Here is a 15,581-nt window from a genome sequence, read left to right on the forward strand (position 1 = left end):
GATCATCAGTGGGGTCGTCTGACAGGACCTTCATGAGCCGCTCAGGCAATTTCCGCCATACGAGTTCTGAAGCGGCGAAGCGGCTATCCTTCTGAGCCTTCCTCAGGATCTCTTCCTTTCCGGCTTCCGCGCCCCCCCGCCGCCCCACCGCCCCGCAGCCCGCGAGTTATGTCATGTGGAAAGAAAGTGTGGGGTGTACGGTACAAAATCTTCCACCGCGGCCTCAAAACTTTTCACGGGAGCCCGTGGCCACCCTCGGGTTGGACGTATCCGCCCAGCACTGATACTCTTTCCGTCGCTGGTCGGCCAGCGTTCGGCAGGTTGCCCGAGCGGCCAAAGGGAGCGGTCTGTAAAACCGTCGGCGTTGCCTACGTTGGTTCAAATCCAACACCTGCCACTGCCCCGGATCGGATGGATCCGGGGCTTGAACTTTCTCACGACCCGGTACCCGCCCCGCGACGATGGCAGCGGGCCTCGCCGTCACCCGGGATCCCGGAAAAGCAGGTGCAGGGGTTCGGCGTCGGAGATCTCCGGTGGTCTCAACACCACGTCGCAGGGGGCATCCATCCGGTCATCGTACGTGGCTAGGCTCCTGCCATGTCATCAACTCCGCACTTCTCCCGTGAAACCGGCGACATCGCCCCCCTGGTCCTCATGCCCGGTGATCCGCGTCGCGCCGAACACATCGCCCGGAACCGGCTCGACGGTGCCCGGCTGGTCTCCGACGTCCGGGGCATCGGAACCTGGACCGGCGCCCTCGACGGGGTTCCCGCCACCGTGACCGCCTCCGGGATGGGGGTTCCGTCGATGTCGATCTACGCCACTGAACTGTTCTCCCGTCACGGGGTGAGGCGCATCTGCCGGGTCGGCACCTGCGGGGCCTTCTCACCCAGGGTGCACGTCCGCGACGTCGTGATCGCCTCCGCCGCGCACACCGACTCCTCGGTTGCCACCGTCGCAGTGCCCGGGGTGACGTTGTCGCTGGCGCCGACCTTCGACATGCTCGCCGCCGCCGTGGCGCAGGCGCGACGGGGCAGCGACCGAGCGGTTCACGTCGGCGCCGTGTTCACCAGCGACTACTTCTACCACCCCCGCACCGACATCATCCCGGAGCTGTCCAGGCTGGGAACCCTCGCGGTCGAGATGGAGGCCGCGGGTCTGTACGCGGCGGCTGCCCGCAACAACGCCGAGGCCCTGGCGGTGCTGACCGTCTCCGACCACCTCCTCGACCACTCCGCCGACCTCACGGCCACCGAACGCGAAACCATGTTCGACGACGCCCTCGAGATAGCGGTGGCCGCCCTGCTGGCCCGCGGGTAGGGCGTCGCACGAAGCCGGTTGGGCCGCCCTGCTCGCTCGCGCGTGTTCGAGTGGCTGGGGTCGGGTTCTGGTTACCGGGCGTCAGTGGTTTCGACTCAGCCGTTCGCTGGCGCTCACGTGCTGGCTCAACCGGCTTGGAAGTAGTGAAGCTGGTTGAGCCGACCCGCGAGCGCCAGCGAGTGGGTCGTGTCGAAACCGTGGTGACCGTGGCCGGGTCTGCTTGTCGGGTGTGGGTGGTTTCGACTCGGGTGGCTGTTTCGTCGCGTCCCGGCTCAACCGGCTTCGGGAGGGATGGGGCGCTCGTCAGGCGGCGGCTTGTCTGCCGTCCAGTTCGGCGAGGATCTCGGCGTAGCGTTTCTCGTCGAGCCGGTACCCGACGCGCAGGATCAGCCAGCTCGCTGCGATCAGCACCATGGGAATCAGCAGCATCACGGACTTGAACGCGGCTACGCCGGCAGCCGTCACGTCCTCGACCACTCGGGCGCCGCTGATCCCGGAGACCAGCAGCGCCAGGCCGACGAAACCGCTGCCGATGGCGTTCGAGGCCTTGTAGATGAACGGCTGCACCGCCAACGTCACCGACTCGTTGCGGCGCCCCAGTTTCCACTGCCCGTACTCGACGCAGTCGGCGATGAACATCAGCATCAGCAGTTGGATGAACGCCTGCCCGGTGAACAGCAGCACCCCCGCGACCGCCACCACCGTCAGCGACGAACCCGCGAACCAGAACACCACCAGCCCCACCAGGCACAGGAGGGTGGCCAGGGTGTGGATCTGGAAACGACGCAGGAACTTCCGAACCAGCGGGAAGAGCGCCAATCCGGCCAGCTGCGTCACCGCGAGGATGGCGGCGAACACCGAATAGGTCGCCTCGTCGCGGTAGACGTACTTGAAGTAGTAGATGCCGAGGCTCGTGACGGTCATGTAGCCGCCCATGAAACACAGCATCGCCCCCGCCGCCCACAGCAGCTGGTCGTTGCGGCCGATCACCCGCACCAGCTCCCGGAACGGGGTCTGCGAGGCGGCCACCGTCACCTGCTGCCTGGTGAACAGCAGCGTCAACGACTGGAAACCCAGCATCAGCACCACCAGCAGCGCCGCGAAGGCCAGCCACCCCAGCTGCTCGCTGCCGAGCAGCCCGCCGAGTGCCTTCGTCGCCGGCACCACCGCCACCACCACCGAGAACAAACCGAGGTTGGCGCAGATCCTGGCGATCACCCCGATGCGTTCCCGCTCCTTCAGGTCCTGGGAGAGGGCGGGCAGCATGCCCCAGAAGGAGATGTCGTTGATGGTGTAGGCCACCGACCACACCAGGTAGACCACGGTGAACCACACCAGGAAGGCCACCCCCGAGAGCCCGAGGTCCACGAAGATCCCCAGCGTGGCTGCCCCCCACAGCACCGCGCCCAGCGCGATCCACGGTTTGAACTTGCCGAACCGGGAGCGGGTGTTGTCGACGATGACGCCCATGAAGGGATCGTTGAGGGCATCGAAGATCCGCATCGCCACCAGAACCACCGTCACCACCGCCGTCGCCGACTGCGAGATGTGCAGCACCTCGGTGAGGTAGAACATCAGGTACATGCTGACCAGCGCGGCCGACATGTCGCGGCCGAGCGTGCCCAGCCCGAAACTCAGCCGATTGCGCCAGGGAGCCGGATTCATGGCGCAGAGTCTTGCAGGTCGTGGTCGTGATGCGGAATCCGGCCCGGTTGACCCTGACACGGTGTCAGGTTCCACGATGGTGCCATGACCGAGACGAGACTGATCCGCATCGGGGAGTTCTCCACCCTCACCCGGCTGTCGGTGCGGATGCTGCGCTACTACGACGCCAACGGCGTCCTGAGCCCGGCCGCCACCGACGAATTCACCGGCCACCGGTTCTACGCCTCCTCACAGGTGCGCGACGCGACGCTGATCCGTCAGCTGCGCGACGTCGGGTTCTCCGTCTCCGCCATAGCCGTCCTGCTCCCGCAACGCGACGACCCCGAGGCGCTGGGTCGCGCACTTGCCGTGCAGCGCGATCAACTCATCGCCGATGCCGAGGCGGTCCGCCACCGCATCGCCGAGATCGACCGACTCATCTCCCACACCACGAGGAGGGCCACCATGGCCGACATCACCGTCACCACCCGTCCCGCGCAGCTCGTCGCCGCCCTGCGCACGAAGATCGACGCCTACACCGACGAACCCAAGGCGTGGGCGAGGCTCATGGAGGCGTTCGAGGCGCAGGGACTCGCGTACACCGGCGAACCCTGCGGGGCAACCTTCCACGACCCCGAGTACCGCGAATCCGACATCGACATCGAGATCTGGGAACCCGTCGCCCCCGGCGCCGTCGCGTCCGAACCGCTCGTGATCCGGGAGCTGCCGGAACAGCAGGTCGCGGTGGCGGCCTTCCGCGGCGGCTACGACCAGTTCGATTCCGTCAACGAGGAACTGGCCGAGTACATCACCCGCTCCGGGCTGACGATCACCGGTCCCATGTACAACCGTTACATCGTCGGTCCGGTCCAGGCCGAGGACCCGGCGCAGTACCTCACCGAGGTCTGCATCCCGGTCGCCTGAGAACGGATTCTGCAAATCCACGTCCACAACGTCTGCAAACTGATGCCTGGAATGTCTGCAAACTGATGCCTAAAATGTCTGCGGAGTCAAGGCCAGGGAGGTGGACGATGACCGGGGCGTATCTTCCACGCGTGATGGACGGCGCGATGAGGCGCGCGCTCAGGATCTCCGGAGCGGTGATGCTGGAGGGCGTGCGCGCCTGCGGGAAGACCAGAACCGCCCTGGAAGCGGCGGGATCGTCGGTGCTCCTGGACGATCCCGCCGCGCGGGCGCTCAATGATCTCGCCCCGGGACAGCTTCTCATCGGTGCCCGTCCCCGCCTGCTGGACGAATGGCAGATCATTCCCGAGGTCTGGGACCAGGTGCGGCGCGCCGTCGACCGGGAATCCACCCCCGGGCAGTTCATCCTCACCGGATCTGCGACCCCGGCGGACGATCACACCCGGCACACGGGAGCCGGACGTTTCATGCGTCAGCGGATGCGAACCCTCTCCTGGTGGGAACACGACCCCGGGTCCGGTGCGGTCTCCTTGTCGGGGCTCTTCGAAGGTGAGCGGCCGGCGGGGGAACCGGATGCGCTGACCTTCGAGGAGGTTCTCGGCCGGCTTCTGCGCCCCGGTTTCCCGGCTTGGCGTGAGGCCCCGCCCGAGGACGCGACCCTGCTCCTGCGTGGCTATTTGGACGAGGTCATCCGCACCGATCTGTCGAGGCTCGGGGGGATCCGGAACTCCCCCGCGGTGGTCGAGGCACTGCTCACCGCCATCGCCGCGAGCAGCGCCTCCGCCGTCTCCTTCCAGACCCTGGCCCGGGATCTCGCGCCGATCGCACCGGACCTCTCGGCCGCGACCGTCAGCCGCTACGTGGACCTGCTGGCCCGGATCTTCGTCGTCGAGCGGCAACAACCCTGGGCGCCGAAGCTGCGCTCGCGGGCCAGGCTCCGGACCTCCCCGAAACTGCACCTGGCCGATCCCGCGCTGGCCGCGGTCGCCCTCCAGGCGCCACTGTCCTCGTTGCGACAGGACCCGGCGACCGCGGGCGCCCTGTTCGAGAGCGCGGTTCACCACGACCTGGCGGTGCTGGCGGGTGCTTTCGGGGGAAGGATCCAGCACTACCGGGATTCCAACGACTATGAGATCGACGCCGTGGTGGTGCATCCCGACGGCCGCTGGGGTGCGGTCGAGGTCAAGCTGGCCGGGGCCCGGATCGCGAACGGGCACAGGGCCCTGACCTCCGCGCTGGAACAGATCGATGGGGAACCGTCGTTCCGCCTGATCGTCACCGGAACGGGTCCGGTCCTGACCCTGGACGACGGCACGGTCACGTGCGGGCTCCATCGGCTGTGCCCGTAGCCGGGTCCCGGTGCGGAGGTCCTGCCCGGTCGCGGCGCACCGGATCGGGCGATCCGACGTCCCGTCCGGAGCATCCTCGCCCGGGCGACACTCTTCGCGACAGGTCCTAGGGGACTCGCCGTCGCCATGACCCTCTATCCTTGGTTCCCGACCAGGAGGACCAATGATCCAGCACCTCGCCGTGCAGATGCGCGCGGCCATCGCCGAGCACGCCGATCGCCCAGCCACCCGGATCCGGGTCGGCGACGACTGGCGCATCCACACCTTCCGGGAGTTCGGCGAACGCATCGACGAGGCGGCGCAGGGGCTGCTGAACCGGGGAATCCAGCCGGGCGACCGCATCGGGTTGTTCGCGAACAACTGCCCCGAGTGGTCGGAGATCGACTTCGGCGCCGCCACTGTGAGGGCCATCCCGGTGCCCATCTACGCCACCTCCACCCCGGAGCAGATTCGCCACATCGCCGCCGACTCGGGGATGCGGATCCTGTTCGCCGGTGGTCGCAGCGAGTGCGAACGGGTCCTGGAGGTGGCCGGTGACCTGCCCGACCTGGGGCACGTGGTGGTCCTCGAGGCCTGGGACGGCATGCCGGAACGGGTCATCACCTACGACGACTTCCGGGCCGAACCCGACGCCCGGGCCCTGGAGACCCGTCTCGCGAAGGCGGGCCCCGACGACCTGGCGTCGATCATCTACACCTCCGGCACCACCGGCGATCCGAAGGGGGTGATGCTCAGGCACTCCGCGATGATCGCGCAGAAGGAGGCGATCGAGGAGTTGTTCCACTTCGGACCGGAGGAGCACTCGCTGTGTTTCCTACCCCTTTCGCACGCGCTGGAGCGGGCCTGGACCAGCATCATCCTGCTCAAGGGCTGCATGAACACCTACGTCCCCGACGCCCGCACCGTCGCCGAGGCCCTGGTGCAGGCGAAACCGACGCTGCTGGTGAGCGTCCCCAAGCTGTACGAGAAGGTGTTCGCCACCGCGCACGCGAAGGTCGCGGCCTCGGGGGCCAAACGCGGCATCTTCAAGTGGGCGCTGCGGGTGGGGGCGCGCAACCAGCGTGCCTACCGCAAGGGAAGGAAACCGGCGTGGTTCTGGCGCGCCCAGCTCGGCATGGCCGACCGGCTCGTCCTGTCCTCGATCCGCGTCGCCCTGGGCGGCAACAAGGCGGTCCTGGCGTGCGGCGGGGCGCCGTTGCGCAAGGAGATCGAGGAGTTCTTCTCGGCGGTCGGGATGCCCATCTACACCGGTTACGGGCTGACCGAGGCCTCGCCGCTGGTGACCTTCAACTCGCCGGGCGGGTTCAAGATCGGCACGACGGGGCGGGTTCTCAAGGGTGGGCAGCTGCACATCGGCGAACACGGTGAGGTGCTGTTCCGCGGCCCGAACGTGATGGCCGGGTACTGGAACAACGAGGAGGCCACCGCGGCCGCCATCGACTCCGATGGCTGGCTGCACACCGGGGACGCCGGATACGTCGACGTCGACGGGTTCCTGGTCATCACCGACCGCATCAAGGACATCATCGTCACTCTCGGCGGCAAGAACGTCGCGCCGCAGCCCATCGAGGGCCTCATCCTCGCCGACCCGCTGTTCGAGCACGCCGTCCTGCTCGGCGACAACCGGCCCTGCGTGACGCTGCTGGTCAAACCGTCGCTGCCACACGTGGAGGAGCTCGGAAAACTGATGCAGTGGCCGGGTGAGGTGGCCGACTGGCTGAAGTCCAACGAACTGGCCGAGGAGTTGCGCCGACGGGTCACCGCCCTGACCGACAAACTCCCGAGCCAGGAGAAACCCCGCGCCACCGAACTGATGGACGGCGACCTCACCACGGACAACGGCCTGCTCACCCCGACGTTGAAGGTGCGTCGCCGGCAGGTGGAGGAGCGTTTCAAGGAACTCATCGATGGCATGTACGAGGCACTGGAACGGCGTCGGCGCTCCAACTGAGCCATCAGCCGGACGGGTTCTCGCCGGATGAGCTGGAGATCACCCCTCATGAAACAGATTGAGTCCGCCGAAGCGATCGCGAATGCCGGGAACGTTCCGATCGTCTCGCATGAAGCTGGTTGAGCCGGACCGCGACGAAGGAGCGGTCCGAGTCGAAACCACCTCGAGTCTGCTGCCATCGATGGTCTGTGTGAGTATGAGGACTACAAGGTCCACGAGGTCCTTCACAGGTTTCATGAACAGCTGTCCTCGAGTTCGCCTCGAATGAGAGTTCTGCGGCGACCCATGACTCGTGAACAGGCCTCTTGGGCTCAATGCAAATGAGTGAGAGCGCTGTCTTCAATCAAATCAGAATGTGAGAGTCAAATTGATTCAAATCTCGACTGAGTTTTCTGCCATGATCCTGAACAGAGAAGGGGAGGCTGCCCGAGACTGGTTGGAGGCGTTGCCGTACACGGTGGGGGATTTGCTCGACAGGTGGCGCCTTCGTCAGGAGGGACCGCCGATGTACGGGATGTGCGCTGTGGTTCTGCCCGTTCATTGCGAGGACGGGAAACGCGGTGCCCTGAAAGTGAGTTGGGTCGACGACGAGACCCGGCTCGAGTCCGTTGCATTATGCACGTGGGGCGGTCATGGAGCGGTCTCGGTGTTGCGCGCCGACGAGGTGGCCGGAGCCATGTTGTTGGAGCGGCTGGATGAGCGGCGAGTCCTTCTGGACGTCCCGATTCAGGAAGCGCTTGACACTGCCGCTGACCTCCTTCGCGAACTGCGCGTTCCTGCGCCTGCTGGGCTTCGCAGCGTCGGTGACATCGCTGCCCGGTGGGGCACGGAGTTCCTCGAGGAGTGGCGGCGGCTCGGTAAACCGTGCCCCGAGGAACTCGTCTCCTCTGCCGTCGATGTGTGCGCAGAGCTGGCCGTCCTGCCTTCGGAGTCATCGCTGCTGCACGGTGATTTCCATTACGCCAACATCCTTGGTCGTGGCAAAGACTCGTGGGCCGCCATTGACCCGAAGCCGTTGAAAGGCGACCCCGCGTATGAGGTCGTTCCGCTGCTGCGCAACCGCTGGAGCGAAATCCGGGGCGGCGACGAAACGAACGCCACGGTGCGGCAACGGGTGGAACGGTTCGCCGGAATGGCTGAGCTGGAGCCAATGACCGTGCGCCGGTGGTGTCTCGTGCGCAGTGTGGATGACGCGATGTGGTTTCAAGAACATGGCTACGAGGCCCGAGCGGAGATTTCTTGGGACATCGCCAGGTCGATGTTGGCGGGTGCATGATCGAGATGCATAAGTTCGATCGACAACGAAACGGCAGAGTTAAGGGTTAGCGGCGCAAGGGATTACCTTGGTCTCAAGTGGTGGAAGTATACGAACGTCTACTCGCTGTTTCCGCCACTTGAGGCCAAGTCTTGGAAGCTGACATAATGATAAACTTGTGTCTCGCATGTTCGATTAAACCTGTTTTTCGTCACTGCCCATGAAATGCGCAGCGCTCCAGAGATGCTCTGGCCAGCGTTCGCAGCTGCGAAGAATAACTCTAGTAGGGGGCAGACGAGGCTAGCCTATTCATAGCAACACCTGTATTCTTGGCCCACTGACATGGAACCCTGGCCGAGGTGCAGTCCATGATCCGGGGCGCACAGGGCATCAACGCTAGATCCCGTGTTATAATGCGCAAGTCAAGCCAACGCAGGGAGGATGATGCCTGGACAGTTGCGCGGAGCCACTCACTATGTACTCGTTGCTACGGCGGGGTTCAGCGAACATGCCGACTGGTCGCGGCTTCGGCGTATGGCGGGAGAGACAGGTAGCGCAGTATCGGCCGTTGTTGTTGATGGAGCGCAGGCAATCACAGTGGTCCCAGCTCAGGAGGCACGGTTGTCGACGCCGCAGATCACGATGCCGAGGCCAACACATGAACCCGGGTCAGCGGCGTGGGCCAGCGTCCTCGACGGTCTGTACCATGCCCAAGCTGCTATTCCTAATATCCAGCGCACTGAGGTTCACATCTACGGAGACGTCTCGACCGGTCGAGCATTCTCTAGCCTCACGAGCAAAGACAAGAGTATCGTCGTTCATACTCATCATAAGCACCCCGATAGTGGGCGCACAGGATATCAGTCTCGGGCAACCTCTTCCGCTCGGGCAACGAACTACTTGGTCGGCGCATCCAAACCCAAGGTAACCTCGCGTCCGCCTTCCCGCGTATCGACACCGATTACTCCTCCGACACGACCAAGCCTTCCCAGTCCGCCCCCGCCGCCTGCCCCGACTGCCAACCATCCAGGGTACGGACGGACCGTGAAGGAATCTTTCAAGATATTTGGGGGCATGCTTGGATTGTTTGCTCCTCTGTGGCTCCTCACTCCGGCTGTGGCGTCCTTCGGCCTACTGGTCATCCCTGGCCTCAGAACCGCGGTTTTCGCCGCCAGTGAGAACGATGGGAGAACTGCCCGGGATGCTCCCGAAACGCTTTATGGCCATCTTGCCTTTATCTTGGTACTTATTTGCGTTTTCGTGCTCGTTCTCAATCTGATAATTGGGATTGCCGATGAAAGGTTCGCTTGGCTGCCGTTTCTCTTCACTGTTGGCGGTGTTGTCGGGTTCTTCTGGCTTGTGACTTCAAAAGGTGGAGAACTCTGGATGTGGGACCTTGCCCCGGCATTTGGTGTAGTAGGATATATGCTCGCTCAGCTATTCACTCGAATGAGCCGATCGTGACTACTAAGACTTATTTACAGGATGCCTTCCGACTAGTGAAGCCCTCAGTCAAACCGTGTCAGTTATCTCATTGAGTAGGTCATTGCTAATCTCAAGACTTGATGTGTTCATCCGCGCCGAATGTCGCCGCCTCTGCAGCACCTTCGAAATCACAGTGCAGGCCATCATGGGGCTCTTCTTCGCCTATGCTCTATGAATAAGCGGCTCTTCACAGAAGGCGGTGGGTGGTGGGGCTGGAGTTCGGACGGGCCTGGTGACGTGAGGCGGGCCCTCGGGTTGGCAGGATGAGGGTGTCTACGCCACATCTGAAAACCCAAGGGCCCTTGTGCGAAACGCTACCCCACCCTGCCTCGATACGTTCTGCCGTCTGGACCGTGAATGGGTTACTCGAACACCTCCGCGGCACAGCCAAAGACTTCCGCAGCATCGTCAACTACACCGCCCGGTGCCTCCCCGACACGGGCGGATTCAAACCCCTGATCCACTCACTTCTGTGAAGAGCCAAACCGGATCTTCCCAAACGAGGGTGGTAGGTAGGGGTTCCGGCGTGGCTGCTGGGTGAGGGGTCGAGGCTTCCCGAGGATGGGAACTCTCACACTACTTATCTGGAAGACCTCGGCGTGTTCAACGCTATCTTCAGCGCGCTTGGTCTGACTATGTTCTGTCGGCTTGATGGGTTCGGGTTGGAGGTGACCGGTCAACACGTGACTCCGGGCCGGGCGGTGTTGGAGTGCCGTATCGTCGATGCTGATGACTGGTGTCGGAATTGCGGCGGTCGCGGTCTGGTTCGGGACATGGTGTCGTGTGGGACATCGCCAATGAAGCGATCATTGCTGAAGGCAAGCGGGTGTTGATCGATTACCCTGCTCGGTTCGACGGGGTCACCGTGCTGGGGGTCGATGAGCATTGCTGGCGTCACACCCGCGGCGATGACAAGTTCGTTCGTCACTGTCATCATCGATCTGATTCCCGTAGCTCAAGGCACTGGCCCGGCACGGCTGCTCGACATGGTCGAGGGCCGCTCGAAACAGGTGTTCAAACGCTGGCTCTCCGCCCGGCCCGCCGCTTGGCGGACCGGGGCCAAGATCGAGGGCGATGGATGGGTTCACCGGCTTCAAGACCGCCGCCGCCGAAGAGCTCCCTGACCCGGCAGCGGTGGTGGACCCGTTCCACGTCGTGCGGCTCGCCGGCGAGGCTGTCGACAGATGCCGCCAACGCGTCCAACAAGACACGTGCGGCCACAGGGGCCGCCGCGGTGACCCGCTGTATCAGGCCCGCCGGACCCTACTCACCGGGGCTGATTTGCTCACCGACAAACAAGCCACCCGACTCGAAGACCTGTTCGCCGGTGATGACCATGTCGAGGTCGAAGCCACCTGGGGCATCTACCAACACCTCGTCCAGGCCTACCGCTGCACCGACCCCGGACTTGGTAGTCACCTCATGGCCAGCGTGATTGAGGTGATCGCCACCGGCGTCCCCGCCCAGCTGACTGAACTGGTCCGGCTCGGCCGCACCCTGAAACGCCGCGCCACCGACATCCTCGCGTTCTTCGACCACTCTGGCACCAGCAACGTCCCCACCGAAGCACTCAACGGCCGCCTCGAACACCTCCGCGGCTCCGCTCTCGGGTTCCGGAACCTGACCCACTACATCGCCCGCTGCCTCCTCGAAACTGGCAGTTTCAGGCCCCAACTACACCCTCAAATCGGATGAGCCCCCCAAAGACCCTGAGCTGTATGGTTTTCTCTTTGCTCAGCGCGTCATTGAGTTCGGTCTTGGTGAGAACTGCGCAATAGAAGCGCGCCTCGGTCGTCTGGATGGTGAGACGAGTCCTTGGGGTTCCGTCAGCTGGTCAATCACCGCTGCGGTGACGCCAGGCGAAGCGGTTTCTGCCCCGATCGTCGACACTTGCGTCGAATCTGGTCGGCGGTTGGCACCGACCGCATGATTCAGCTCGAGCGGGGTCCAGCGAACAGCGCAAGCTACAGATAGCCCCGTCGCCACGGTGCTCTGGCCATTGCTGTCCAGCCGAGCCCCTTCAAGACCTGTCTAGCCTCGATGACGATGAAGACATAGCGCCCATGGGTTGGCGCTTGAACATCCTCGTTCACGCACAGTCATCTTCCTGGTTAGGCTTGACATCCGTCAAGTTCACACAGCAGTATTGACGTGCACAGCGCCTGTGGGTGGCGTGCACGACTGGACCCCAGCAACCGGAGGTAGGCGCGTGTCCACTGAGACCCAGCAACTCGAAGCACTTGAGGCGGACGCGAAGTACATCCTCCCCGTGTACATCGCCGTTGACCACTCTTGGTCGATGTCACCCACCGAGAACAACGCGATCGATGCAGCGAACTCGCTGATCCCGATCATCATTCGAACCTGTGTCAAGAACCCCTTGGCGGATGCGCGTGCCAGATTCTGCGTTATAGGGTTCAATGATCGTGCGCAAGTAGTCTCGCCGCTTGCGAGAGGCACCAACTTGGCTCAGCACACGTTCGAGGCCTCAAGCGGTACGAGCTTCTCCGAGGTTTTCAGACTTCTGCGGTCCCAACTCGAGGCAGACTACTCATCGCTGAAGGCCGACGGGTACAAGGTATACCGACCAGCAGTGTTTCTCATCACAGATGGGGAGCCCCTTGACGACCCCACATCTGCATTCGCAGAGCTGACCAACCCGAGCTTCGATCGTCGCCCCAACCTTTCCGTGTTCGGCCTTGGGCATAATGTGCCCCGAGAGGTCGTTGAAACATACACTGCTGGCAAGGGGCGCGCTTTCCTCACAGCAGATGGGTCGGGTGCTTCAGAGGCCTTCAAAGGATTCATCGAGATTCTGATGCTGAGCATCGTAAACAGCACAGCCAAGGTCAGCAGCGGCGACGCATCCGAGGCCGACGATGGCTTCAAGTGGGACGACGACGCGATTGCGGACGAAGATTTCCTGCTTGAGATCGAGTCCTAAATTGCCTTGGGGACTCGGATGTTGGGGAGTCGATCCAACGCCGCCCTTCGAAGAAACGGGTTGGAAAAAATGGAAGGGAGAGCAATGTCGGACAATCCGATCCTCGACTCGGAAACTCCCACTCAGGAGCGGATCCAAGCTTTTGCGCAGGAATCCCGAGCGAATATTCCAGAACATGTTTTTCGACCGGACAGTCCGAATCAACCGAATTCTTCTCACAAGAAGCCACCTTTCGATAAGTTTGATGAGATCCAAAAACCCTTCAACTCCGCTGAACTGGAGGAGGAATCCACAATCCACGCGAGGGCCGAGATAGAGACAGCAGGAGCCCCGCAGTCTGGGGAAGATGATCCCGAAGCAGTACTACTACCTGTGGACACGCGGGAGAAACTCCGGTGGATGCGGCCTGCGGCCCCAGATGACATCAGTGTGCAGGAAGGCGTCTATCGCGGCAGGGTGCAGGTAGGCGATGTTGGAGCGATGCTCCGAATCTTGCCTTCGGTTGGGAGCAAACTCGCTGGAGCGTTCGTTCCGGATTCGATTGTCGACTCTGGCATCGTGAGTGACTCCGTCAGCATCGGGGTAGTCAGCATCAAGGGCGCCAGCCATCACCTGTCCGGCATCCCGCGCCAGGATGCTTACGCGATCGGCTCTGATGATTCATGGGTAGTGATCGGAATTGCTGACGGTGTCTCCGAGGGGAAGCTCTCCCACGTGGCGGCGTCCGAAGCCACGCGAGTCGCAGTTACGGAGGCAGTCCGGGCACTCGCTGCCTCGGACCCCGCAGATGTCTCTTGGTCAGAAGTGGGCAGGAAAGTGCGAGAAGCTATCCGCACACTCGGCAAGCGCCGAGCGCAGCAGCAAGTCGGACCGGATGACACCGTGCAAGAAATTTCAGATCGTACCATTGCGCGCCTCATGTCTACTACTTGCGATCTGCTCATCACCCCCAACGCCCGGAAGGACGACTCGCTGCGAGTATGGCGTGTCCGGATTTCAGGCGATGGAAGCTTGTATGTTCTTGATCCCGTCCAAGGCTGGGGTCTTCTTGATAGCGGGAAGGACCCTGCATCGAGCACCGTAGACAACTCCGTTAGTGACCCACTACCGATCGGCGGGGAGCACCCTGACGTCGAAAGTTGGGAACTGCGCCCCGGCCAGGTGATCATTCTCTGCACCGATGGGTTTGGTGATGTGATAGGAGAAGGTGCGCGCCCCGTCGGGCGGTACCTCTTCGACGCGTGGCAGCAGCCACTTGACACCACTCAACTTCTCTACACTTCCTCGTTCGTCAACACAAACGCAGACGACGATCGAACCGCCGCAATCGTCTGGGCGACAGCATGAGCCGCACCCCAGCGGATGTCACCATCCAAAAGTCTGCCCTCGGATCGATGAGAAAACTTGGCCGAGGTGGGCAGGCCACAGTCTTCAAGCTGGTTTCTCCACCACCCATACCAGGAGCCGAAGGCCAGTACGTCTTCAAGCGATACCACAAGGACATTCTTGATGAATCGGGCTACTCCTTGGCAACTACGATGCCCCAGCTCATTCTGCACCCGGATTCCATGAGCGCCGAGGATCAGCGCTTCGTCCGTCGCTACACCGTCTGGCCGCAAGGTCTAGTGGTTGAGAATGGTACTGCTCAAGGTATTCTCATGAAGCTCATCCCAGAGCCATTCTTCTTCGACCTTAAGTTTGGTGGCGTCGGTCCGAGTGAAAGGACTCTTCTTGAGGTACAGTACCTCATGACGCCCGAGTCCAAGAAGCCTGAGCGTGGAATCCCCGCCGCAACACCCAAGGATCGACTCTACCTGATCTTGGATGTTCTTAAAATCGTTGACTTCTTGCATAGGAATGGGTTGGTAATCGGCGACTTCAGCCCGAAGAATCTCGTCATTACCAATCCCGCGAAGGGCATCGCCTCCAGCGGAAGAAAGTTCACACCGAAATTCCTTGATGTGGACGCTTTCCGCTTCACGGGCGGAGTTCCTCCTATCCGGCAAATGCACACGCCGAACTGGTTTCCACCCGAGGTTCGGGCAGCGGCCATTCTGCGCGACGAACTGATCGCGAAAGGGGCATCCCAGAATGACGTCAGTCGCGCGCGTGCCGCAGCCAACATCCAGACCACCAAGTCTGACATTTTCAAAATAGGGCTCTTGGCGCTGAGGCTTCTTCACACCCCCCGAGACCCCAACGAAGACGACACTCAGACCGTATATGTATCGGCTACGGCTACCTCGAATATAGAGCGACTTGTTAACCCGAGGCGTGCTAGGCTTCTTCGAAGCATGCTTGACGCTGATCCCAACAATCGTCCATCCGCTCGCGATGTACTTGCGGCGTTCTCCGGATAGTAGGCACGAGTGGCCCTTCCCACATTGGCCTATTGGGTCAAGAAACAAACGCCGGATGACTACATAGCGGCCATCCGTCGAGGGCTGGTGGGCACAGTAAGTGGCATCGAGGCGCACTTGTCGAAGGTGACAAGACAGCTCGATGCGCGAGCCGATTCGATGGACGCCATCATTGCTGAGCGTGATGCCATCTTGCAGGCGTTCGCGTCGAGATGGAGCGGCACAATTCCCCCAGCCCAGCGCTTTTCTTCGGTTTCGCCGCCGTCTGACCTAATGCAACGGCTACGGACTGGGCGGATGCCTTGGTTCCAGTCTGGTAAAGAAGCTCTCCGTCAGAGGGAGAGCCAGT

At 62.7% G+C, this 15,581-nt stretch carries 10 protein-coding genes, 1 tRNA gene and 1 pseudogene; 11 read left to right on the forward strand and 1 reads right to left on the reverse strand.

Annotated features, from left to right (window positions below; genetic code table 11):
- Positions 1–315 precede the first annotated feature (315 nt).
- Positions 316–397 (forward strand) — tRNA-Tyr (locus E0E39_RS02690).
- Positions 398–597: 200 nt separating this feature from the next.
- Positions 598–1,320 carry a purine-nucleoside phosphorylase gene (gene deoD / locus E0E39_RS02695; protein ID WP_130873362.1) on the forward strand — a complete coding sequence of 241 codons (723 nt, stop codon included), beginning with the start codon at positions 598–600 and terminating at the stop codon, positions 1,318–1,320.
- Between the two features lie 303 nt (positions 1,321–1,623).
- On the opposite strand, the gene E0E39_RS02700 is transcribed toward deoD, so the two are convergent.
- Complete coding sequence (locus E0E39_RS02700) at positions 1,624–2,985, reverse strand: glycoside-pentoside-hexuronide (GPH):cation symporter (RefSeq protein WP_130873363.1); 1,362 nt, start codon at positions 2,983–2,985, stop codon at positions 1,624–1,626.
- Between the two features lie 84 nt (positions 2,986–3,069).
- On the opposite strand from E0E39_RS02700, the gene E0E39_RS02705 reads away from it, so the two are divergent.
- From E0E39_RS02705 to E0E39_RS02745, 9 genes and pseudogenes are all read left to right on the forward strand, one after another.
- Positions 3,070–3,888 (forward strand): MerR family transcriptional regulator, encoded by an 819-nt coding sequence (locus E0E39_RS02705; protein WP_130873364.1) that lies wholly within the window; start codon positions 3,070–3,072, stop codon positions 3,886–3,888.
- A 107-nt stretch (positions 3,889–3,995) separates the two neighbouring features.
- On the forward strand, positions 3,996–5,237 hold the full coding sequence (locus tag E0E39_RS02710) for an ATP-binding protein (RefSeq protein WP_130873365.1): 1,242 nt from the start codon (positions 3,996–3,998) through the stop codon (positions 5,235–5,237).
- Positions 5,238–5,400: 163 nt separating this feature from the next.
- Entirely contained in the window at positions 5,401–7,188 is a 1,788-nt protein-coding gene (locus E0E39_RS02715; protein WP_245988175.1) for an AMP-dependent synthetase/ligase, read from the forward strand.
- Between the two features lie 355 nt (positions 7,189–7,543).
- Positions 7,544–8,464 carry an aminoglycoside phosphotransferase family protein gene (locus E0E39_RS02720; RefSeq protein WP_130873367.1) on the forward strand — a complete coding sequence of 307 codons (921 nt, stop codon included), beginning with the start codon at positions 7,544–7,546 and terminating at the stop codon, positions 8,462–8,464.
- Between the two features lie 1,023 nt (positions 8,465–9,487).
- Complete coding sequence (locus E0E39_RS02725) at positions 9,488–9,907, forward strand: hypothetical protein (RefSeq protein ID WP_130873368.1); 420 nt, start codon at positions 9,488–9,490, stop codon at positions 9,905–9,907.
- A gap of 620 nt (positions 9,908–10,527) precedes the next feature.
- Positions 10,528–11,623: pseudogene (locus E0E39_RS02730) on the forward strand (ISL3 family transposase).
- A gap of 514 nt (positions 11,624–12,137) precedes the next feature.
- Positions 12,138–12,872, forward strand: coding sequence for a vWA domain-containing protein (locus tag E0E39_RS02735; protein ID WP_130873369.1), 735 nt, complete (start codon positions 12,138–12,140; stop codon positions 12,870–12,872).
- An 84-nt stretch (positions 12,873–12,956) separates the two neighbouring features.
- A complete protein-coding gene (locus E0E39_RS02740) occupies positions 12,957–14,219 on the forward strand; it encodes a protein phosphatase 2C domain-containing protein (protein WP_165444610.1) in 1,263 nt (420 codons plus the stop codon).
- Positions 14,216–15,232, forward strand: a complete 1,017-nt coding sequence (locus E0E39_RS02745; protein ID WP_130873371.1) for a protein kinase family protein — start codon at positions 14,216–14,218, stop codon at positions 15,230–15,232. The genes E0E39_RS02740 and E0E39_RS02745 overlap by 4 nt, the downstream gene beginning before the upstream one ends.
- The last annotated feature ends 349 nt before the right edge of the window (positions 15,233–15,581 follow it).

It is taken from the genome of [Pseudopropionibacterium] massiliense, from assembly GCF_900607225.1.
Taxonomy (GTDB): domain Bacteria; phylum Actinomycetota; class Actinomycetes; order Propionibacteriales; family Propionibacteriaceae; genus Arachnia; species Arachnia massiliensis.